Consider the following 22,180-nt stretch of genomic DNA (forward strand, 5'->3'; position numbering starts at 1 on the left):
GTCAATTGCCCTTTCTGCGCAGTGTCTGCAGCAACAGCATGCTGATAATGATCAGACCAAATATGATGTTGCGCCACGCGTCCGAGATTTGCATTACCGACAGAATGGAGGTCAAAAGCGTGATGAAAAGCACCCCGCCAACAGTCCCGACAAGGCTGCCGCGTCCTCCAAGGATTGACGTGCCGCCTATGACGACAGCGGCGATCGTAGGCAACAGGAACGGGTCGCCCATAGACTGATAGGCCTGATTGGCATAGCCCGCCAACATGACCCCGCCAAGTGCCGAACAAAGCCCGGCAATCGCGAAGGCCGCAAAAATCACTGAAGGCGTTGAGACGCCTGACAGAAATGTCGCCTTTTCATTGTATCCGATGGCGAACAAGTAGCGCCCGAAGGCCGACTTTTTTATTACCAAACCAATCACGCCAGTCACTGCCATCCAGAGTAGGAAGGCCACAGGAAGCCCCGCCAGATCACCCGTGGCCAACCATGTCATCGTCGCGCTGGCTTCGCCCTTTGGGTTGAACCCTCCCGTATTCAGAACGGCCACGCCAAGCAGCATTGAATTGACCGCCAAAGTCCAGACCATCGACGGGATACGCAAGATTGCCACGCCAACGCCGTTGATGATCCCGACAAAGGCCCCGAACAACAGCGCCGCAGGGATGGCCGCGACGATCAATGCCGGGTTGCCTGTGCCGGCCAGCGAAGTTGAAATGATGGCCGCTCCGCCCAGTATCCATGGCACGGAAAGATCGATATGGCCCAAAAGGATGACGATTGTCGCACCAAGGGCCAAGACTCCCAGAAACGCTGCAATCTGCAATTGTTGCGTCAGATAGTCGACGCCCAGAATTTGGGGGAAAAAGTAACTTCCGCCAAGGATCAACAGAACCGATCCGAGATATGGAAACAAGGCGTCGAGGTTCGGCAGATTTTGTTTGATCGTATTCATTTCCCAAACACCTCCAACCGGTTCTTGACCCGCAACACTCCTGCGCCGCCGATTGCGATGGCACACGCGAGGATCAGCCCTTCGATGAAAGGTTGCGCCAGCGGTGGAAGACCAGAAAAGAACATCAATGAACTGATCGTTTTCAGGATAAATGCCCCGGCCATCGCGCCGGTCAACGTGCCAACCCCCCCGCGCAATGCCACGCCGCCCAAGACGACCGCTGCGATAGAGTTCAGTGTGTAATTGGGCCCGATCCCTGCATCTCCTGTTGTCGTCACAAAGCTGAAATAGAGGCCCGCAAGGCCTGCAAACAAACCGCCCATCGCGAATGAAGCGAGGCGGATCAAAGGCACGGGCATTCCTGATTGAAACGCGGCCTGTTCAGAAGACCCGACAGCATACAGCCCGAGGCCCAAACCTGTGCGGCGTAAAGGCAGCCAGAACAGGCCGATGATGGCAGCCGCTATGATCAGCGCCGACGGAATGCCAAAGACATCTAGCGTGAACGCATCCGCTAGATCATAGTCGATCCGGCCGCCGGGCGTTGGCCGCAGCAGCAAGGCCAAGCCAACAAACAAGGACGCTGTGGCAAGTGTCGCCACAATTGGTTGAATGCGACCAAACACAACAAGTGCGCCGTTGAATAGCCCGCAGGCCACACCGACAGCGAGCACCGCCGCAATCCCGAAAGCCATATCCAACCCGGAGCCAATCACCAGATAGGAGGCGACGCAATTCGTCAGCGCCATCACGGCTCCTACGGACAGATCAATGCCGCGTACAATCACCGCGAAAAACTGGGCAATCGCGGCCAAAGCGAGGATTAGACATTGGTTGGCCCAAATTGTGATTACGTATGTATTGGGCCCGGTAGGGTGGGTTGTAAGGTAGAGCGAAAGTAGAACAGCCAGCACTAGAATTGCGATGGCCTCCCGTTGATTGGCTCTGAGCAGATTACGCATTGGCGGCCTCTGGGGTTTGTTCGGATGAGGGTATGTTCAAGGACGCCGCGATGATTGCTTCGGCTGTGACGTCACTTCCTGTCAGGTGCCGCACGACACGTCCTTGATAGAAAATGTGCGTCTCATCACACAGGTGGATCAGCTCTTCATAGTCGGTTGAAACGAGGAGGATCGCGACGCCGCTATCGGCCAACCGCCGTAGCAACGCGTAGATTTGTGTTTTGGTTTTCACGTCGATCCCGCGGGTTGGATCGGCCAGCAGCATGCAGCGCGGCCCGAGAGCCAGCCATTTGGTCAAAGCAACCTTTTGTTGATTTCCGCCTGACAACTGACTGACAGGCTGATCCAGGCTGTCGCACTTCAATTCAAGGGCATCCAAAAACGGCTGATAAATTGAGGCATCGGACGCATTGATCCCGTCAGTGCCTAGGGCAGCGAGTTCCAGATTTCGGGCAATGCTCTGATCAAGAATAAGCCCTTCGGTTTTGCGGTCTTCGGGTACAAGGGCGATACCCAATTTAGGGTTCTTCGCCTGCTTGGGGTGATTGATCGAAACAGGTGTTCCGCCCACAATGCATCGCCCTTGAGTGCCCTTAAGAAGGCCAAACAATCCTTGCAAGACATTGCCTTGCCCTTGTCCGTCAAGCCCGCCAAGGCCGGTGATCTGCCCTTTGCGCAAGACGATAGACACATCCTTCAAATTATCCGCCCAGCCGAACCCATCAAGGCGCAGCACTTCTTCTGCCTCTGCATCTGACGCAGGTTTTGGGGGAAACAGGTCATCAATGCGCTGGCCAACCATCTTGCTGATGATTGCACCGTAGTTGTAGGCGCCGTTGTCGAAGGTTTCGACATGCGTGCCATTGCGGAAAATCGAAATGCGGTCGGCAAGGCTCTCGATCTCATGAAACCGATGCGAAATGAACAACACGCCGACGCCTCGATCTCGCTCCGCGCGGATAAGTCGAAACACTTTCTCCACGACAGATGCGTTCAGGGCGGAGGTTGCCTCATCCAAGATCAGCAGCTTTGGATCGCGAGTCAGGGCCTTGGCGATTTCAACTTGTTGCCGCTCAGCCAGCGACAGATCGGCTACGCGGGTTTTCATTCCAATCGCGCCGCCGTCAATCTGTGCCAATATGCTCTGCGCGCGTCGCACGACGCCGGTGTCTAGCCGACCCAATCCAGTGCCAACCGCGCCAAGCATAAGGTTTTCACGCACGCTCAGGTCTGGCACCAAGGACAGCTCCTGAAACATGCAGACAAGCCCGCGCGACATCGCATCAGCGGGGCCCTTTAGTCGGGTGACGGCATTGTCGACTTCAATGTCACCAGATGTCGGTTGAATGACCCCTGAGACGAGTTTCATCAATGTTGATTTGCCGGCACCATTCTCGCCCAGCACTGCGTGGATTTCGCCGCCGAAACACGAAAAATCAACGTCGGACAATGCCCGGGTCGCGCCATAGACTTTAGAGACGCCGCGAAGGCGCACAATAGGGTGTTCAGATCGAGGCATCACAGGCCGTCCGCTTTAAAGGGAGCGTTCCGGCAACGCGACGCTGCCGGAACAAATTTCACCACTATCAGGTGTTATCAGCGGATTGACCAAGCAGCTCTTCAGGTGTGAAGGGCGCAAAGCAATCAGGGAAACCTGTGCCTGTGTTGAACGACTTCGGCAGCTCCGGAAAGAAGTTCACACCGGCTTCAAGGTCTGCGGCATTCAGTTGCGGGATCGGCAGGAACACTGTTTGTGGCAGTGCGTTTCCTTGCAGCAATGCAACGGCGGCCTCAAGGGCCACAGCGGACATAGCAGGTGCCTGAGCGGCTGAAATGCCGGGGATATCAAGTTCGTCCATCAGCATGCGAACGCCATTCTCGCCGTCCACGCCCATGGGAACAATCGGATGCCCAGCGGCTTGCATTGCGTTGATGGTACCTGCGGATCCATGCTGAGAAACGACCGCATCAAATTGGCCGTGTGTTGCAAGCGCGTCGGCGACAACTTTTTGGCTCGTGCCAGTGTCCCAGTTGCCAACAACCTCGACGATCTCAAGACCTTCGACATTCTCAAGCACACTCATCATGCCAAGGCGGCGATCGCGGTCTGTGGCATTACCAGGAAGCCCGTTCACCATCAGGATCTTGTCGGCAGTTCCGCCAAGTTCATCCATAACGGCCTGCGCCTTGAGGCGGCCCAATTCCAGCTGGCTTTCATTGATCTGTACGACCTGATCGGTGTCCAAAACGTTGTCGAATGGAACAAGGACAGTGCCTTGGCGTGCAGCCCTGCGGATCACTGGCTCAAACGCGCTCGGGTTGACGGCGATGAAAGTGATCGCATCATATCCAGCGGCAATGAAGTTATCGATGGCTGCGATTTGTGCTGCGCTGTCGTTACCTACGGATACGACCGTGAACTCTTCGATGTTTGCAGCGTTCTCTGGGCGTGCGGCCCAAGCCTTAGATGCCTGAATAGCTGCGATGCGCCAATCGTTCCCGGCAAATCCGTTCACAAACGCCATTTTGTAAGGCCCATCCTTGGCCTCACCCTGAATTGTAATGCTTCCCGGCGCAGGCGCAAAACACTCTGCACGGTAAGTTTCTGCGGATGCATGTGAAGCAACAAGTGCCGCCAACGCAGTTCCCAGCATAAGATTTTTCATTCGGTCTCCTCCCAGAGTTCCACTATTTTGAGTATGTTTACGTAAACATATAGCTTAACAAACATGTTTACGTAAACATATGTCAAGTGATTCTAACGATTGCACCCGACTTTTTACGAATGGAGACTGGATTTGCCGGACCAGAAAACAGCGCGCCCGACAATGGATGATGTCGCTGACCGTGCAGGTGTAAGCCAGATGACAGTCTCACGTGTCATGAACGGAAAGGGCTATATTTCAAGTAAAGTGCGCGATCAGGTGAATGCTGCGGCCGCTGAAATTGGCTATGTGCAAAACCGGTTGGCGCGCGGGCTTCGTTCTGAACAATCGTCTTTGATCGCCGTTGTCCTTCCGACACTTGGCAATACAGTGTTCACAGAAGTTTTGCGCGGCATTACTGACGCTTTGACAGCGCAAAGCTTTCGTCCTGTCTTTGGTTTGACCGAATATTCCGAAGATCGCGAGTATGAATTAGTGCGAGACTTGCTGTCGTGGCGTCCATCCGGCATCGTATTGGCTGGGCTGGAACATTCCGACCAAACCAGACAAGCGATTGCTGCGTCTGGCGTACGCGTTGCCGAAGTCATGGATATTGATGGTAAACCAATCTCGACCGCGTTCGGGCTGTCGCAAATCGCCGCCGGGCAGGTCACAGCCCAACATATGTTGGACAAAGGTCACCGTCGGTTCATTTATGCAGGAAGCCAGAGTGGCTCCGATCTGCGGGCCGGTAAACGCCTTGAAGGATTCCGCCAGAAGGTGCGCGAGGCAGGAGGTGCAATGATATCCGAAATCATCAGTTCACTGCCGTCCTCAATGGTGGAAGGGCGTAAAATGACAGCAGAGATCCTGTCCTCCACCGACCGCCCGGACGCGATTTACTACTCCAATGATGATTTGGCAGCAGGTGGCATCATGCATTGCCTCACCGAAGGCATCAGCATCCCCGAAGACATCGCGATGGCAGGATTCAATGGGTTGCCTTACCTTGATGCGCTGCCAATCCAACTGACAACGATAAGGACGCCTCGCTATGAAATTGGCTTGCAGGCAGGACAGCTTTTAGCAATGCAAGGCGAGGCTGATGCGAGCATCGCGCCGAAATTGGTTGATTTGGGCTTTGAGTTGAGTGTCGGGCAAAGCTGCTGAACCATCGAAGGTGAGACCTCTTGCTTTTTTACTCGCCATGTGAGGAACGGACAGAATTGCTCGCTTGGTAATAGTAGTGAGGCCTGATGGTATACAACTTATGTGCAATCCATGTTGAATGTCGGAAAAGGGCAGTAAAGCAGACTTGCTTACAACGTCACTAAAATGGCGCTTTGTCCGCAAAGCAGACCTCGGTGCTGACTGCAGCGAAGGTCCGCTCTCCGCCCTTAGTGTCGAATGCTGCACATGAACATCGATGAAGTTTCCGATTTTGGCAGGGACTTCCGCTTCCGGCCCTTAAACAAACAAACGGGAAGCATGCTAGATGCGCTTCATGAGTTTTATCGTCCTTGTTTGTGCAGTGATAGCAGCCATCCGTAAGCGCTGGGGATGGTTGGTGTTCTTCTTGTTGCTCATGGTTGTCTTCTTCGGTTGATCTTTGGGCGGCATCTTGAACGCGTACCCCAAATGCTGTGACCCAAAGCAATAGTCCGCCCAAGCCTGCATCATCGGCCGCCGTTGCTCTAGCAAATCCGTCCTGTGATATGCCGCTTCGGTGGCGCTTTTTACAGCATGGGACAGCGCACGTTCCGCGAGATCCTTTGAGTATTGATGCTCTGAGGCCCAATCCCGCAAGCTCGATCTAAAACCGTGAACTGTCGCAATACGTCCAGGAGAGTCACTCTCGATTTTGTTGTCCCGCAAAACTTTGGTCATCGTCATGTCGCTCACCGGAACCGTGCCACGAGACGAAAATACCCACGGCCCTTCATGCGAAAACCCCTGCCGCGCCTCCAGAACCTCGAGGGCCTGAGTTGACAGGGGCACGCGATGTTGCTTTCCCTTCTTCATGCGCTGGGCGGACAACGTCCAAACTCGAGTGTCGAAATCGATCTCATCCCAAGTCAAGCCGCGCACCTCACCGGAGCGGGTACCAGTCAAAATGACGAACATGAGCGCTTGTTTCCCAACGCTCAAACCGTCGCCCGCAAACAATTGATTTGCTACATTCGGGAGATCTCGCCAAGCAACAGACGGGAAATGTTCAACGCGGTCGCGCTTGCTCTTTTGCTTGGGAAGCAGGGCCGAGACGGCTGAGACTGGATTTGTCGGGGCAAACTCATGCGCCAAGCACCATGTCATAACGCGTTCGCATCGTTGCCTAACCCTGCTGGCGGTTTCCGGCTTTGACAACCAAATCGGCTTCAGAACGCGCGCGAAGTCTGCTGTTTTGAGCTCATCCACCGGCATATGACCAATCTCTGGGCACGCGTAGGTAAGCAAAGTATTGATCCACTGGTCCCGGTGTTTCTTGTTTTTAAACGACGGGGCAATATCGGCATAAGCGCGTTGGCACGCTTCTTCAAAACTCGGGGTGCGGCCATCGTCAACGTCTGTACCACGGTTCCTTTTGCACTCCTCGATGGGGTCGATGCCTTGGGCAATTAGTTCACGTGCCTCAAAGGCGGATTTGCGCGCCGATAAAATACTCACCGCCGGATAGCTCCCAAGCCCCATATCGCGGCGCTTTTGGGTCTCCGGGGATACAAACCGCATCGTGAATTTCCCGGCACCATTCGATTTCCCAGGACGAAGGTACAAACCTGTCGCCCCGCCAACGGCGAGGGGTTTCCCGCTGGCCTGAATTTTGCGCGCCTTAGCATCCGTTAGCATTGATAATCGCTCCCTTCATGAAGCATCAGCCCCACATCTAGACCCACATTAGGCGTGAGATTGGATGAAACGAATTGTTACCCTATGGTGCGCACTACATCAATAAATGATTGTTTTAAAAGAGGAAGGCATGCACCTTCATACAGGGTGTCATCAGATGAAACGTAATGATGGCGGACTGTCTCTCCGCCATTATACATTTTTGTCTAATTTCAATGGGTCGCCTTGGGCGACTTTTTTCGTTTATTTGATTGGACTTAAAGCGACTCTCTCTTTTTGTTGGATTTCTTTCGATTACCCCTGCACACTTTCCTTGAGTGGTACATAACGTGGTATTTTTTAGATGGCCCTATATGGCAAGCTAACCAAGAAACTAGTTGAGAACCTCGGCGCTGGGCGGCATGGCGACGGTGGTGGCCTCTACCTTGTTGTGGACCCTTCTGGTGCGCGACGCTGGATCGTTCGGGTTGTCGTTAAGGGGCAGAAAAATAAAGTGGGTGGACCGTTGCGTACGGATTTTGGGTTGGGCGGTGCGGATATCGTCACGCTGAACCAAGCTCGAGATCGCGCATTAGAATACCGCCGGATGGCTAAGCAGGGCCTAAACCCTCGCTTTAACGCCAAGCGCGAGATCCCGACTTTTGAAGAAATTGCCCAGCAGGTGCATATCGACCGCTTGCCCACATGGAAAAACCCCAAACACGGACAACAATGGATCAACACCCTGCGCGACTACGCGTTCCCAAAGATCGGGCGCATGCCTGTGGATAGTATTGATCAGCCCGAAGTGATGATGTGCCTCGCACCCATTTGGACCGAAAAGCATGAAACCGCACGACGGTTGTCGCAGCGCATCAAAGTTGTGCTGGATGTGGCAAAGTCCAAAGGGTTCCGGTCAGGAGAAAACCCCGTAACGGCCATTAAAGACGCGCAGGTTCTGCCCAAAGTGAAGACCAAACCAAAGCATCACAAAGCCATGGGCTGGCAGGACGTTCCAGCGTTCTACGCGGACCTCTCGCACCGCAATGCAATGGCGGCGAAGGCGTTGATGTTCACCTGCCTTACTGGATCGCGCACTGGCGAAGTGCTCGGCATGCGCTGGGCGGAATTGGATTTTAACGCTTGTCTTTGGACCTGCCCGGAAGAGCGGATGAAGACAGGCGACGCCCATCGTGTTCCTCTCACGGATGAAATGCTGGCAATTATTGAGCCCCTGAAAACCATGCAGTCCGATTTTGTATTTGAAGGTCAGAAGCGGCACAGGCCTCTCTCTAATATGGCGATGTTAATGCTCCTGCGTCGTATGGGAGTTGAGGGCGTCACCGTTCACGGCTTCCGCTCCGCTTTCCGCGACTGGGTCTCTGAAGTGGCCAATGTACCGCACGAAGTTGCCGAAAAAAGCCTGTCGCACAAAGTTGGAAACAATGTGGAGCGGGCCTATGCTCGCTCTGATCTACTAGAGAAACGGCGCGCCTTAATGAAGCAGTGGTCCCAGTTCGCGACCTCAAATCAAACCTAGAGCAAAGGACACGTGATGTTTTGCCCCCCTGACTACGTCCCACTGGCTAAGCTGTGGCGGGAGTTCTTTGAACGCCATGGTGTTTCACTCTGCCCCGTGCCCGTGGAAAATATTGGGAGGAAGGATTTAGCTCTAAAAACGAGTTTGGCTCTCCGCTAGATTTTACCGAGGACGTGTTCCTTTCAACGCTCGACACCTTCCCACATTTTCTCGCATCCGCTGATGGTCTTATCAGTAGCATCCAACCGACCGTTGGTTTGAGCGGGTCCAGCCTATTTCTGAAGGCGACAGTTTTTGAGAGTACCGTCATTGCGAACGATCCGAGCGAAGCAGGAGAAGACGGCTCTTGGCTCAGAAGGATGGGATCGGAGAGATTCACACCTTGGCCTCATCCCTATGGAGAGACAAAAGCTTGGCAACAAATCTATCCCGCTCCAATTTCTTCAAAGCTCGCTTTGGAGAGCTTAAAACAAGAGCAATTCCATACGCTGCCCTTTACCTTTGAACGCGCACGTTTTGTCGTGCCCACTGAGACCCCTCCTTGGGCTGAAGACGTCATCGACGAACACTATATCAAAACCATTTTTACACATTTTTTGGGCCGCGCGTTTTGCCTTCACAAGGCGCATGCCGCCAAATGGCGCACGTCCCACATTAAAAACCCAGAGTTTCTCAAGCAGTTGGGTCCGAGTTCTACTTTCGACAACGTTAGTCCAGGTCGGCCCCGGAAACTTGAGCTGGCCTACGAAGCTTATTGCGCACTCAATCCAAATGGTCATTCAGGTCCGTGGAAAGTTGTACGCAGAGACCTTTCTATTACCTTTGGAATTCAGGTTTCCGAGAGGACATTACAGCGCATGAAAAATTGTCCAAAAAATTATTGAACAAAATCAATGGATTTACCGCGACAAAAAGATTTTTACTTTTGTCATTTTTGTCAGACTTCCAAAAACGGGGGCAATCAAGTCAGTTCTGAGGACCGAAACAAATCGGAGAAACTCAGATGTTACCCAAACTATTCGATCAAGGCCGAACATATGTCCTTGGCGATCCAGACCTCGAGATCCTTGGGGATCGAGAAAAACTCGCTCAATGGCGACACAAAGGCATGGGCCCGGCGTACTACCGCCTTGGTCGAAAGATCATTTATCGTGGGAGCGATTTAAATGTCTGGGTAGATGCGCAGCGGATAGATCCAGCTGCACGGGGGGATATCCTATGCCCAAAATGAAAACATCGATTCAGCTCGACCTTTTCTCAACGGATAACTCTAAGCCCGCAGCACCCAACACCGATCAAACCTGCAAACCCGGCGTAGTATGCACCTTGTGTCCGGAAACCTATTTGTCAGACCAAGAAGTTGCCGCACGTTTTAGCGTGTCGCGCGCGACCATCTGGCGTTGGGTCGACAAGGTGTCGGGATTTCCATACCCCATAAAAACCACCCCAGGAACTACGCGCTGGAAAGTCAGTGATCTCGTGCGTTTTGAAACGATACAGGCGGAGAAAAGACCGCTTCAGCCCGAAATAAAGATGGCTGGAGGTGTGTCGTGACCCGTTCTTACAAGGGAGTGTTCGTCAAAAAGCACCGCGTCTATTCTGTTGAGGATCTCATGGCGCTCTACAATACCTCGGCAAATACGGTGTCGAACTGGGTTGGAGAAGGATTAATCCCATCAGACCGCCATCGACCCTATCGTTTTCAAGGTGCCGCCGTTCGCCATTTTCATAAGCAAAGACAGGACCGATTGAAGATCAATCTTAGGCCAGGGGAGTTCAAGTGCACTGGGTGCAAAGCCGCTGTATTTCCCGCAATTGAAACGGTTCGCGATGTCTCTCTCAAAACAGGGAAGCACATGTATTCTGCTGTGTGTCCCGACTGTTCCGCCCACATCCACAAGATACCATCTGCGACAGATTGCGACATTATTGAGGATTGTCGCAATCCAAATACCACCAAGGACCAACTACACGAAGCTAACAGCAAAGTCCCCGGTGGTATTTGGATCAAAGAGGACAACAACGCGCCAGCCCCTTGGTTTGCGAATGACAGAATTATTTACAACTGGCTGATCTACGCAAATAGATACGACGACAAGACTGTAGATCGGCACCTTTCCGCCATTCGTTTTTGCGAAAACATAACGGAAGGAAAAGACTTCAGCAGCTTCACGGTCGAAGATCTCTCCAAGGTACGGAACGATTTAAAACGGCGCGCCCGCGCGGATGCAGAGGGTCGGCTATCGCCTTCGACGATCAAGCACATTGCCTCACACCTCGCAGCATTCTTTGAGTGGCTCTTGAAACAGGATGGCTTCAAGCGCCTCCCAAAGGACCTCCCTGACTATTGCAAACTGCCAAGGGCCACCTTTTCTGCAGCACTGCCGCGCGCAGTAAAGGCATACCCAACAATCGGAGAAACCGAGGAAATGCTGTTCAATATGCCCTCCAGAACGATTAACGATAGGCGGGCGCGTGCTCTATTTGCTCTCGCGTTTCTTGGCGCGCTGCGTGCTGATACTTTGGTGTCGCTAAAAATCCAGCACTTTGACATACCAAATCGACGTATTATCCAAGATGGAACCGCTGTTAGATCTAAAAACGGCAAAAGCGCATATATTACTTGGTTCCCAATACCTAAAATATTCGAGAATGAGGTCATCGCGTGGGCGCAGATCTTAACGGAAAAAGGCTTCAGACAGCAAGATCCGTTATTTCCAAGTTCAACGTGGCTTGGAGACCCTCAAAAGGTGCAGAAAGTGGGCCGCGCGCCTATTCCTGTGATGTCGACGAAACACGCAGCGTCCGACGCGTTTTTACGGGCATCCCAAACCAGTGGAATCAAATACACACCACATGACTCTAAACACGCAATCAGTGGGGCGCGGGATGCAAAACACCTGACACATAAGCAACGTAAAGCTTGGTCCGAAAACATGGGGCATGAACACGAGCGCATCACCGAGACGCATTATGCGAGATTCTCAGATGTCCAACGCGCCGAAGTCCTAGAAAGCATCGAAGAAAATAAGCCGGGCAATACCTTGGAGCTATCAAAAGATGAACAAATGCTGATTGAGGGCCTCCTAACGCGCTTTCGGAAAGTGTCAATCGCAGAGTGAAAAGGATCCAAGTCGCGGCGGGGTATTTCTCCACTAAGTTATTGTTTATACTATGCTTTGGTGCGTGTGCCCTCATATAGCTAACGCGTGCCAAAGCGCATGTTGGTCCTTGGGCCGACATTGTTCTGAACTTGATGTGTTTTGGTTATTGGCGGCTCTTACGGCTATGTTTGAACCGGTAACTCTCGCCATTCATCTCCAGGATATGGACGTGATGGGTCAAACGATCCAGCAGCGCGCCTGTGAGCCGTTCGGTACCAAAGACTTCGGTCCACTCATCGAAAGGCAGGTTCGAAGTGATTATAATTGAGCCGCGTTCGTAGCAATGGGATATCACCTCGAAGAGGAGTTCCGCACCAGATTTGCTGAGGGGCACAAATCCCAATTCATCGATAATCAACAGGTTCTGGCTTGTCAGTTGCTTTTGCAGCCGCTGCAATCTCCTCTCATCCTGGGCTTCAATCAGATCATGCACCAAGGCTGCCGCTGTCGTGAAGCGTACTTTCAACCCTCTTTAGCACGCGGCCAATCCAAGCCTTAAAGCGATGTGGGTCTTGCCTGTACCTGAGGGTCCCAGCTCGATAATGTTTTCTCTGCGATCGATATAATCACATCGAGCCAAATCCATGGTCAGGGGTTTGTTCAAACTGGGCATGATTTTGAAGTCAAAGCAGGCAGAACCAGCTTTCCCTCCCGTGCCATGCGCCGCCATTCCGATAAATGATTGGCCCGCATATCATACCGCCGTGCCACGGCGCCCACCGATACACCCTCCACTAACGTCTCGGCCACGATTTGCGCTTTCACCGCATCTGGCCACCGACGATGATCACGCGGCCCCACTATCATATCAATGTTACTGAGAAACTCCGTTGAGCGCTCCATGGAGACACTCCCTAATAATCCATCCATCAGGACTGAAGCGCAGATTAGGGGATCACAAGGAAGGTGGGGGCCGCGCACCGCTCTGATGTCTTTTGTCAATGATTTTGACGTACTAAAGAGCCCGTTGGTTCAGGCGAAGGATTATATAGCGTCCATTGGTGGGAACGAGATCTGAAGACGTCGGTGAACAAGCTCTGATGCGCGGATTGGATACCGCATGACCGCGTGTGCGTCTCGGGGCTATTCCTGTCTTACATCGGGCGTCAACTTTTGTTGGCCACAAAGCGGTGCCGGATATTCCCCTGCCGTGATCTCGTCCCCGCCAATGAGCGCGGAAGATGGTGCTGATTAGGACACGGGCATTGTCCTACGGGCGATGTCCCACATGAACGCTGAAAGCTCGCGTGCAATGGCGGTCGTGATCACTGTTTTCTTTTTGCCCCGTTGGCTAAGCCGCCGATACCGTGCTGTCAGCCTTGATTGCGCCTTCCAAGCGATGTCCTGAATCTCTGGCGGTAATTTTTGCAAAACGTAAAGCTTCTTTTCCCCGATCTTTGATGGGAAACGATACGTCCAAGCCCCCTCGACAAGCGTCCGCCGAACCCTGGAATTTCCCGCCTTGGTGATCCCGCCGCGTTTGGTTGTTTGTCCCGTTGAGTATTCGCTTGGCACCAAACCCAGATAGGCCATCAGTTTGCGTGGGTTCTCAAACCGGCGCACATCACCAATCTCGGACATGAATGTCACTGCACTGATCAAGGCGACACCGCGCAACGCCTGCAACGCCTCAACAACCGGCCCTAATTTCCAGTCTGGCACCAGTTCCTCAATACAAGCCGTTAACCGCCCAACCCGTTCCACAGCATGGCGTTCGGCCAGAACCATCTCTTGCAAAGCTATCTGCTGCGCAGGGTGATCAAAGGACTGTCGCTGCAACCAACGTCGGTAGCGCATTTTCCAGGGTTTGGTGCGATAATAAATCCGCCCATGTCGCAGAAGAAACGCCGAGATCAGTTGTCGCTTGTGGCGCTGATCCTGCGCCGCGCTGTCGCGTGCCCGCACCAAATCCCGCATCGCTTCATGGGTCTCGTCAGGCACCCAAATTGGCGTCAACTCGCCCGCTCTAAGAAGACGCGCAAGGCGTTCCGCATCCCGCCTATCCGTTTTGATCTGTTCACCCGGACGCACCGGGATCAAAGAGGGAGCTATCACATAGCAGGTGAACCCAAAGGCTGTGATCTGGCGATACAACCCATAACCAGTTGGCCCCGCCTCGTAGCAAATTTCGACTCGGTCGAACCGCGCTGCCAATTTCTTGAGGAACCTATCGACAGAGCTGGGGGCAGTAGAAATAGCCCCCCAATCCCGTATCTCACCGTCTCTGCCATCATCTGCAACCGAAACCGCTAATGTGGCTTTGGACGCGTCAAGCCCAACGAAAACTGCTTTCTCTTTGCTATTCATAGAAATCCTCCAAAAATGAAGGGCAACACAATGTTTAGCCCAACTGGAGGTAAGCATAAAACCTCACCGCACTAAACTGCCCTGCAAAAGACATGCGGTCTTACTTCAAATTGATGATGTCGACAAAAGGAAAATGGCGCAAACCGGACGGTGCCCATCGACTGCCAGAAATCATTCAGGGGATTGCCTTCAAGGACGGTATCAAAGAAGCTCAACTTGCCGCCTGATTACGCCGTCACCAACTTTTGGGCATAGCTCCCTAACTTGAGTTCGCACAAATGTGCCACCGTTCTAGCCTTAGATCTGAGCTGTTCCTCTGCGACGATGGAGCAGCATAAATCAGAGTCAATTTCGTGTGGTTGAACAATATTTTGTGACAAGTAACTCCAGTCGCATTTATGCTATTGACTAAAATCAGGATATTATTCAAATGCCAGACATGGTGTTTAAAATGCTCAAAAATGAACTAATCCGGATTGGTACTTTGCTAGTCCTATTGGTTGCTATTTTTGTATCGCTGCCGGCGGCAACGCATGCGTTCATGGACCTACATACCACATCCAATATCGTTGATACGATGGCCGCCTCGGAAGAAAGCGATCACAAGAGCGAACACGCGTGCAATTGTTGTCAGGAAGTTTGCACGATGGTGTTTTTTTTCGAGCATGAGCCGTCGACGAGCAACATCCTGAAGGACTACCACGTTCAACTGATTCATCCGGCTTTACGCTCACACGACGATCACGACTTTCTGCGCCCACCAAACACCTGAGACATAGGGCTGCTTCTGGCAGTTTTTGATGTTTGCTAACGTAACTTTGCGTTGGCTTTATGCTTCCCTATCTCAGGTAAAATCAAATGAAAATTCAATTGTTGTTCGGAGCATTCGCTCTGGCACTTGGCGCGTGCAGTGCGGAGTCAACACCGCTGCCCGATGTGACCTCGCAAACTCAAACGTCCGCGCAATCCGCTCCCCTGCGCACCCTAGATCAATCCAACCTCTTCGCAGGGTTCCAAGCTTATTCCCCAAGTGATCCCCAGTCCTGGCGATCATTGAATGATGCTCAATCGGAGGCAGCCGAATGAGACATCGAAAATGGACGATCCTCTTGGTGACCCCCGTAATCCTTGCGGCGTGCGCACAAAATGTCCCTGACAAATATACAGATTCCAAAGTTGGTTTCATGGCGGTTTCCAACCAAACTTCGGGGGCCATCGGCAAACGCACTGCTTTTGCACAAACGAAATCCGAGAACGACGCGCTTGCCCAAGAAGTGCGCGGCATGGTTCAGAAAAAGACCATTTCGGTGGAGACTGCGGTACAGGCAGCGTTGCTCAACAACAAAGGTTTGCAATCTTCTTATGCTGAAGTGGGTCTGTCTGCTGCCGAAGCTTGGCAGGAATCGACACCCGAAAACCCCATCGTTTCATTAGGGTTATTTGGAGTTGGAGCGCCTGAACTGGGCCTTTACAAGACATTGGAAACAATGGTCGCGTTTAACCTGCTGGATGCCAAAACTCGCAAACAGCGGATGGCTGTGGCGGATGCACGATATCAGCAAGCACAATTGAGTGCGGTGAATGATACTTTGGCGTTGGCCAATCAAACCAGAGTGGCATGGATCAATGCGGTCGCAGCGTTTGAAACCCTAAGCTATCTGCGACGTGCCGGCGAGGCCGCCGCCGCAGGGTCGGAACTGGCGGAACAACTGGGCAAAACTGGCGCGTTAAACAAAGCGGGTCAGGCGCGAGAATTTGCGTTCAACGCGGAATTGGCAGGACAAGTTGCCAAGGCCAAGCTTGAAGCGACACTGGCCAAAGAGGACCTCACGCGACTAATGGGCCTCTGGGGAGCAGACGCCAATTACTATGTGCCAGACGCGCTGCCACCGCTGCCAAAATCGAAGCCTTGGATCGCATCGATTGAAAAAGCAGCCTTGGCCAATCGGGTGGATTTGAAAGTTGCCAAAGTTGGTTTGGAAGCTCAGGCCCGTGCCTTTGGCCTGACGGATCAGACCCGTTTGGTAACAGACCTTGAGTTGATTGCAGGGTTTGAATCTGAGCGCGAAAGCGAGAATGGTGTCACGGATACCAGCACGCGCCCACAGTTTGAGTTGGAGTTCGCAATCCCGATCTTTGACACGGGTGCCGCACGGATGCGCACCGCAGAACTGAGCTATATGCGGGCGGCGAATACGCTGGCGGAACGCGCAGTCAACGTCCGTTCTGAAGCCCGCAGCGCCGAGATTTCCTATCATTTCTCCTATGAAATCGCACGTCACTATCGCGATGTTGTGGTGCCCCTCCGCACCACAATCGAGGAGGAAGGATTGCTGAGTTACAACGGCATGATCACCAACACTTTTGAACTGCTCACAGACGTGCGCGAAAAACTGGCGAGTTCGCTTGAGGCAGCAAATGCCAAACGCGACTTCTGGTTGGCACAGGCCAATGTGACAGCCGCGATTTACGGCGGCGGATCAGGCTCTGCGGCTGGTGGTGAGGGTATGGAAATTGCTGCAAGCGGTGGCGCAGGACATTGAAAGGGTTTGATATGTTGAACAGACGACAATTGCTGGGGGCTGGTGCTGCGGGCGCGGCCTTGGTGTCCTCGAAAACTTGGGCACAGACTTCTAACATGGGCCTACCAGAAGCCGCCGTGATGGAAAGCGCGGCAACCCAGATCACGCCACGCCCTTCAAGTGGGCCAGATTACAACCCCGTTGTCACCCTCAATGGTTGGACTTTGCCGCACCGTATGAACAACGGCGTCAAGGAATTCCATCTGGTGGCGGAACCCGTCGAGCGCGAACTGGCCGAGGGCATGACCGCGCATTTGTGGGGGTATAACGGCCAATCCACGGGCCCGACAATCGAAGCCGTTGAAGGCGATCGTGTCAGGATTTTTGTCACCAACAGGTTGCCCGAACATACCACAGTGCATTGGCACGGGCTGATTTTGCCCTCTGGGATGGACGGGGTTGGCGGCCTTAGCCACCCAGGGATTCCACCTGGAAAAACCTATGTCTATGAGTTCGACTTAACGAAATCAGGCACCTTTATGTATCACCCACATGCCGATGAGATGGTGCAAATGGCGATGGGGATGATGGGCATGTTTATCGTGCATCCCAAGGACCCCGCTTTCATGCCCGTGGATCGCGATTTCCTGATTATGCTCAACGCGTTTGACATTGATCCGGGAACCTATGTGCCACGGGTGATGGAGATGACCGACTTTAATCTCTGGACGTGGAATAGCCGCATTTTCCCTGACATCGACCCACTTGTGGTTAATCGGGGCGACAAGGTACGGGTGCGGGTTGGTAATTTGACCATGACAAACCATCCTATCCACATGCACGGTTATGACTTCAAGGTGACCTGTACCGATGGTGGCTGGGTTCCTGAAACGGCGCAATGGCCCGAAGTCTCTATCGACATCCCTGTGGGGGCGATGCGCGCCTATGAGTTCGACGCCGAGCATCTTGGGGACTGGGCCATCCATTGCCATAAATCGCACCATACGATGAATGCGATGGGGCATGATGTGCCAACGTTTATTGGCGTCGATAAGCGCAAACTGACCAAACAAATCCGCGAGTTCCAGCCTGAATACGCGCCGATGGGCACTGCTGGAATGGCTGATATGGGGGTCATGGAGATGCCCCTACCCGACAACACCATTCCGATGATGACCGGCTGGGGGCCGTATGGCCCGATTGAAATGGGCGGCATGTTCTCGGTTGTGAAAGTTCGCGAAGGGATCGACGCCGACGATTACAGCGACCCCGGTTGGTATGAAAACCCTCCCGGAACTCAGGCCTACGAATGGACCGGTGCCCTGCCCGATTACGCAGAGGTCCATGACGCCAAAACACGCATTACCCCGAAACCAACCTCCAAGGGCTAACTGGCCTTTATCGCTAATCCCCTAAACCAAACAGGAAAATAAAATGAAGAATCTACTTCTTGCGACTGTTGCCTCTCTTTCGCTTGCCGCTCCCGGATTCGCCTCGGGCACACATAATGATGGTCACGGTGAACAATTGGAAATCGGCGTCCCCGGTGAGGCCGAACAGGTTAGCAGAACCGTCAAAGTGTCGATGAAAGAAACCGATGATGGCGACATGGTGTTCGAGCCTGCCGAACTGAGCTTTGCCAAGGGCGAAACCGTGCGCCTCGAAATCACCAACATGGGGGAATCGGAGCATGAATTCGTCCTCGATACGGTCGAGCGCAACGTGACCCACAAGGAACTGATGGCGAAAATTGACATGGAGCATGACGACCCAAATTCGGTGCGCCTTGATGCAGGTGCCAGCGGCGAGATCATCTGGACGTTTTCAAACGCCGGCACCTTCGAGTTCGCCTGCTTGATCCCCGGACACTATGAATCGGGCATGTTTGGCCCTGTAAACGTAAACTAAACCAACTTGAAAAATAGGAAAATTACCATGAAAATTACAACCACTCTTGTGGCCACTGCGATTGCACTCATGTTGACAGTAACTGGCTCACTCGCGGGTACTCTTACCAAAGGTACAGTCAAAAAAATCGACACCAAAGTCGGCAAAATCACGATCATTCACGAGGAACTCGTCGATCTCGATATGCCCGCCATGACTATGGTGTTTCGCGTTTCCGATGACGGTATGCTCACACAACTTGCGGAAGGCCAAGAGATAGAGTTTGTTGCCGACCGTGTGAACGGCAAGCTGACTGTCGTTGAACTTAAATAGGTCAATGCTCTAGGGGCTGCAAAAATACCCCCTTCCAGATCACAAATTGAGTTGGGAGCAAGGAATTCATCTCTTTGCTCCCAACGGGTTTCTGAGATTGTTTCTGTCCGCTAGTGTCCGCCTTCGGCCTGTGGAGCGGTCCAACGTGACAGATAGATGCGCTCAAAGACAAAGACTGTAGTGGGTGGTGTCAGACTAATTCGAACTCGTCTCAGCTAGGCTAGGATCCCTGCCCTTTTATGCCGCACAAAAGCCGCGCCACTCAGTAAGAGCCGCGTTGCGATTGGCTTAGAAATGAACTCTTTGCGATAGGCTGCGATCCTGATTGAAGTGGTTGAAAACGGATGCGTGAACGGAAACAAATTTCTGCAAACTTCGCATTCGGCGAAAGCAGTGAATCGCTCGCTCTCGTCGTCGGAACGGCAAGTGTGAATTCTCAGCGCGATTGTTTTTCCAGCGTCCTGTTTCCTGTTTCGCCGCGTTACCAATCACCTTCATCGCGGCGCCGTATGAGCGAAATTTGTCAGTGACTATAATCTCAGGCTGACCATACCGTTTCATCGCTTTCTTCATAAATTTAAGGGCTGTGCCCTCATCGCGGCGCTTGGTGGCGTAACTTTCCAACACCTCACCTTCATGATCGACCGCTAGCCATAAGTAGTGACGTTCGCCGTTTACTTTCAAAACAAACCTCATCTAGGTACCACTGCCATTGAGGCCAGGATCGCAATCGTTCCACTCGTTTCTTCCGTATCTCAGATGCAAACATTGGCCCGAACCTGTTCCACCAAAACCGAACTTTTTCGTGGCTGACGTCAATCCCTCGTTCGTGGAGTAAATCCTCTACGTTTCGAAGTGAGAGCGGAAATCGGACGTAGAGCTTTACCGCAAGGCGTATAATCTAAGGGCTCGTTTTGAAGTAAGGGAAAAGGGAGCGTTTTGTCATGGCCAAACGCTAGTTGCTGGCCCTGCCCGCCTCAAGCGAATTTCCTCTGACGGTGCCTCACCGACTTTTTCTTGCCATACTCAATTCAAAAAGGCCGCCCCGGTTAAGGGCGGCCTCGGTTGTTTGCAAAATCTCTTACTTGGATCCCATCTGGGAGAAGATCTTGTCCTTTGCATCGCCGATGGTGAAGCTACCCGGTTTCTGACGTGGCGGGTATTCTTCGAACGTGGCGAGGAACTGACCCACATACTCTGCTGCGGGAAGCAGCAGGAACACGTGGTCCAGATACCAATCCCAATAGGTATTCGACGTCACATTGGCGCGCTCGTACGGATCGCGACGCAGGTTGAACAACAAGGGAATGCGCAGTTCGGTCCATGGCTCGGCCCAAGCTTGTAGGGTCTGAGGATAGCGGTGCTCAAGGAAGATCGCTTTCCAGTCGTTCACGCGCAACGCCGTCAGGTCACCATCATCAGAGAAGTAGAACACCTCTTTGCGAGGCGTATCCTCTTCCTCGCCTAGCAGATAAGGCAGAGTGTTATAGCCGTCCAAATGAACCTTGTAGTCACGACCGCCGCCAACTTCGGCAACTGTCACGCCTTCCAACAGCTTTTCCTTGATTTCTGGTTCGCCGGCCATCGCAACGAAGGTCGGCAACCAGTCCATGTGGTGCATAATTGCGTTGGAGACAGAACCCGGCTCAATCTTGTTGGGCCAACGGACCATCGCAGGCACACGCCACCCGCCTTCCCAGTTGGTGTTCTTTTCGCCACGGAACGGCGTCATGCCCGCATCAGGCCAGCTGTTCAAATGCGGGCCATTGTCGGTTGAATAAAACACAAAGGTCTCTTCCGCGATGCCAAGTTCATCGAGAAGATCGAGGAACTGACCGATATGCATGTCGTGTTCGACCATGCCGTCGGCATACTCATCCTGCCCGGACACGCCGCGCAACTCGTCTTTAACGTGCGTGCGGAAGTGCATTCGCGTTCCGGACCACCACACGAACCATGGCACGTCGGCTTCTTCCTGACGCTTGATGAAATCGAGCGCTGCAGCTACGGTTTCATCATCCACAGTTTCCATGCGCTTTTTAGTCAGCGGTCCTGTATCTTCGATTGTGCCATCGGCGGATGACTTGACAACTCCCCGTGGGCCATAGGCTTCTCTGAACGCAGGATCATCTGGGTAGTCTTCCAGCTCCGGTTCTTCTTCGGCATTCAAGTGATAGAGATTGCCAAAGAATTGGTCGAAACCATGGTTGGTTGGCAGCATATCGTCTTGATCGCCCAAGTGGTTTTTGCCAAATTGGCCGGTCGCATATCCTTGCGCCTTAAGCAAACCAGCAATCGTCGGATCCTCGATCTGCATGCCTTGTTCCGCACCGGGCATACCAACTTTGGACAGGCCCGTACGGAAAACAGATTGGCCCATGATAAAGGACGAACGCCCGGCGGTGCAGGACTGCTCAGCGTAGTAATCGGTAAAGATCATACCCTCGTTTGCAACGCGGTCGATGTTCGGGGTCCGATACCCCATCAATCCCTTGGTATAGGCGGAAATGTTGGACTGACCGATGTCGTCACCCCAGATCACAAGGATATTTGGTTTTTCGTCCTGTGCCCAAGCAGCAGAAGCAAGCGATACTGCGCAAGCTAGTACTGCTGCTCCCTGCGCGGGTCGCCAAGACGAGTAGTTTAAATGAAGTTTTTGCCACATTTTTGATGGTTCCTTTTCAAATAAAAGATGGTTTAAGATTTTAAGTCTAAACGGTATCTGCTTGCCTGTCTGTTTGTTTCTGCAATTTCCATGGCATGAACTCGTCGATTTTGCCGCAAGATGTTGTGCGGCGATGGCATTGACACATTAACTCGACGATCAGCTTTGCGACGGATAGTTGTGGTTGAATGAGCAATATATCCTACACACGCCACGGTGGTGTCATGTGTTGACGGCCCCTGTTTTGCAAGGATTGATTTGAGCTGATTTTGATCGTTGCAGGTTGCGGTCATGTGTCCGGCCTGTTGACGCGGTGCATGTGACCGCTGGCCTTTCCTCTCAGCGATGCCAGCATCGCCTGCCAGACAACGGATGAA

General features: G+C 52.9%; 20 protein-coding genes and 2 pseudogenes. 11 read left to right on the forward strand and 11 right to left on the reverse strand.

The annotated features are described in order from the left end of the window. Nucleotide 1 precedes the first annotated feature (1 nt). The 4 genes from AB9F27_RS20615 to AB9F27_RS20630 form a co-directional block, all read right to left on the reverse strand. Nucleotides 2–955 carry an ABC transporter permease gene (locus AB9F27_RS20615; RefSeq protein ID WP_335586665.1) on the reverse strand — a complete coding sequence of 318 codons (954 nt, stop codon included), beginning with the start codon at nucleotides 953–955 and terminating at the stop codon, nucleotides 2–4. After that, nucleotides 952–1,917, reverse strand: coding sequence for an ABC transporter permease (locus AB9F27_RS20620; protein ID WP_335586664.1), 966 nt, complete (start codon nucleotides 1,915–1,917; stop codon nucleotides 952–954). The genes AB9F27_RS20615 and AB9F27_RS20620 overlap by 4 nt, the downstream gene beginning before the upstream one ends. Beyond that, the gene (locus AB9F27_RS20625) at nucleotides 1,910–3,436 is read right to left on the reverse strand and encodes a sugar ABC transporter ATP-binding protein (RefSeq protein WP_369758072.1); all 1,527 of its coding nucleotides are present in this window, start codon (nucleotides 3,434–3,436) and stop codon (nucleotides 1,910–1,912) included. The genes AB9F27_RS20620 and AB9F27_RS20625 overlap by 8 nt, the downstream gene beginning before the upstream one ends. Nucleotides 3,437–3,503: 67 nt before the next feature. Further along, complete coding sequence (locus AB9F27_RS20630) at nucleotides 3,504–4,583, reverse strand: sugar ABC transporter substrate-binding protein (protein ID WP_335586662.1); 1,080 nt, start codon at nucleotides 4,581–4,583, stop codon at nucleotides 3,504–3,506. 132 nt (nucleotides 4,584–4,715) lie between these two features. Between AB9F27_RS20630 and AB9F27_RS20635 the strand changes: the two genes are divergently transcribed. Further along, the gene (locus AB9F27_RS20635; RefSeq protein ID WP_335586661.1) at nucleotides 4,716–5,732 is read left to right on the forward strand and encodes a LacI family DNA-binding transcriptional regulator; all 1,017 of its coding nucleotides are present in this window, start codon (nucleotides 4,716–4,718) and stop codon (nucleotides 5,730–5,732) included. A 321-nt stretch (nucleotides 5,733–6,053) separates the two neighbouring features. Here AB9F27_RS20635 and AB9F27_RS20640 read toward each other — a convergent pair whose 3' ends face one another. Continuing rightward, complete coding sequence (locus tag AB9F27_RS20640) at nucleotides 6,054–7,406, reverse strand: tyrosine-type recombinase/integrase (protein WP_369758073.1); 1,353 nt, start codon at nucleotides 7,404–7,406, stop codon at nucleotides 6,054–6,056. Nucleotides 7,407–7,749: 343 nt separating this feature from the next. Here AB9F27_RS20640 and AB9F27_RS20645 point away from each other — a divergent pair, with 343 nt between their 5' ends. From AB9F27_RS20645 to AB9F27_RS20660, 4 genes are all read left to right on the forward strand, one after another. Beyond that, complete coding sequence (locus AB9F27_RS20645; RefSeq protein WP_369758074.1) at nucleotides 7,750–8,925, forward strand: tyrosine-type recombinase/integrase; 1,176 nt, start codon at nucleotides 7,750–7,752, stop codon at nucleotides 8,923–8,925. Nucleotides 8,926–9,098: 173 nt separating this feature from the next. Continuing rightward, nucleotides 9,099–9,809 carry a hypothetical protein gene (locus AB9F27_RS20650; RefSeq protein ID WP_369758075.1) on the forward strand — a complete coding sequence of 237 codons (711 nt, stop codon included), beginning with the start codon at nucleotides 9,099–9,101 and terminating at the stop codon, nucleotides 9,807–9,809. Between the two features lie 334 nt (nucleotides 9,810–10,143). Then, nucleotides 10,144–10,479: a helix-turn-helix transcriptional regulator gene (locus AB9F27_RS20655; RefSeq protein ID WP_369758077.1), complete on the forward strand. Its 336-nt coding sequence runs from the start codon at nucleotides 10,144–10,146 to the stop codon at nucleotides 10,477–10,479. Nucleotides 10,480–10,781: 302 nt separating this feature from the next. After that, on the forward strand, nucleotides 10,782–12,047 hold the full coding sequence (locus tag AB9F27_RS20660) for a tyrosine-type recombinase/integrase (protein ID WP_369758078.1): 1,266 nt from the start codon (nucleotides 10,782–10,784) through the stop codon (nucleotides 12,045–12,047). Nucleotides 12,048–12,192: 145 nt separating this feature from the next. On the opposite strand, the pseudogene istB reads toward AB9F27_RS20660, so the two are convergent. The 3 genes and pseudogenes from istB to AB9F27_RS20675 all read right to left on the reverse strand — a co-directional run. Then, nucleotides 12,193–12,717: pseudogene (gene istB / locus AB9F27_RS20665) on the reverse strand (IS21-like element helper ATPase IstB); the annotation flags it as partial. After that, nucleotides 12,690–12,959 carry a transposase gene (locus AB9F27_RS20670; protein WP_369758088.1) on the reverse strand — a complete coding sequence of 90 codons (270 nt, stop codon included), beginning with the start codon at nucleotides 12,957–12,959 and terminating at the stop codon, nucleotides 12,690–12,692. The pseudogene istB and the gene AB9F27_RS20670, both read right to left, overlap by 28 nt. A gap of 321 nt (nucleotides 12,960–13,280) precedes the next feature. Next, complete coding sequence (locus AB9F27_RS20675) at nucleotides 13,281–14,396, reverse strand: IS110 family transposase (protein ID WP_369758079.1); 1,116 nt, start codon at nucleotides 14,394–14,396, stop codon at nucleotides 13,281–13,283. A gap of 92 nt (nucleotides 14,397–14,488) precedes the next feature. On the opposite strand from AB9F27_RS20675, the gene AB9F27_RS20680 reads away from it, so the two are divergent. The 6 genes from AB9F27_RS20680 to AB9F27_RS20705 all read left to right on the forward strand — a co-directional run bounded on the left by AB9F27_RS20680 (nucleotide 14,489) and on the right by AB9F27_RS20705 (nucleotide 19,138). Further along, complete coding sequence (locus AB9F27_RS20680) at nucleotides 14,489–14,623, forward strand: hypothetical protein (RefSeq protein WP_369758089.1); 135 nt, start codon at nucleotides 14,489–14,491, stop codon at nucleotides 14,621–14,623. Between the two features lie 203 nt (nucleotides 14,624–14,826). Continuing rightward, nucleotides 14,827–15,168 (forward strand): hypothetical protein, encoded by a 342-nt coding sequence (locus AB9F27_RS20685; RefSeq protein WP_369758080.1) that lies wholly within the window; start codon nucleotides 14,827–14,829, stop codon nucleotides 15,166–15,168. A gap of 310 nt (nucleotides 15,169–15,478) precedes the next feature. Continuing rightward, on the forward strand, nucleotides 15,479–16,939 hold the full coding sequence (locus AB9F27_RS20690) for a TolC family protein (protein WP_369758081.1): 1,461 nt from the start codon (nucleotides 15,479–15,481) through the stop codon (nucleotides 16,937–16,939). A gap of 11 nt (nucleotides 16,940–16,950) precedes the next feature. Continuing rightward, nucleotides 16,951–18,309: a multicopper oxidase family protein gene (locus AB9F27_RS20695; protein ID WP_369758082.1), complete on the forward strand. Its 1,359-nt coding sequence runs from the start codon at nucleotides 16,951–16,953 to the stop codon at nucleotides 18,307–18,309. 43 nt (nucleotides 18,310–18,352) lie between these two features. After that, the gene (locus AB9F27_RS20700; RefSeq protein WP_369758083.1) at nucleotides 18,353–18,826 is read left to right on the forward strand and encodes a plastocyanin/azurin family copper-binding protein; all 474 of its coding nucleotides are present in this window, start codon (nucleotides 18,353–18,355) and stop codon (nucleotides 18,824–18,826) included. Between the two features lie 27 nt (nucleotides 18,827–18,853). Continuing rightward, nucleotides 18,854–19,138 carry a copper-binding protein gene (locus tag AB9F27_RS20705; protein ID WP_369758084.1) on the forward strand — a complete coding sequence of 95 codons (285 nt, stop codon included), beginning with the start codon at nucleotides 18,854–18,856 and terminating at the stop codon, nucleotides 19,136–19,138. A 288-nt stretch (nucleotides 19,139–19,426) separates the two neighbouring features. On the opposite strand, the pseudogene AB9F27_RS20710 reads toward AB9F27_RS20705, so the two are convergent. From AB9F27_RS20710 to AB9F27_RS20720, 3 genes and pseudogenes are all read right to left on the reverse strand, one after another. Continuing rightward, nucleotides 19,427–20,039: pseudogene (locus AB9F27_RS20710) on the reverse strand (IS6 family transposase). 180 nt (nucleotides 20,040–20,219) lie between these two features. Further along, nucleotides 20,220–21,803 carry an arylsulfatase gene (locus AB9F27_RS20715; RefSeq protein ID WP_369757088.1) on the reverse strand — a complete coding sequence of 528 codons (1,584 nt, stop codon included), beginning with the start codon at nucleotides 21,801–21,803 and terminating at the stop codon, nucleotides 20,220–20,222. 32 nt (nucleotides 21,804–21,835) lie between these two features. Beyond that, nucleotides 21,836–22,180: hypothetical protein (locus AB9F27_RS20720; RefSeq protein WP_369758085.1), on the reverse strand; the 345-nt coding region annotated here is incomplete at its 5' end.

The organism is Falsihalocynthiibacter sp. CO-5D18, from assembly GCF_041205445.1.
Classification (GTDB): domain Bacteria; phylum Pseudomonadota; class Alphaproteobacteria; order Rhodobacterales; family Rhodobacteraceae; genus Falsihalocynthiibacter; species Falsihalocynthiibacter arcticus.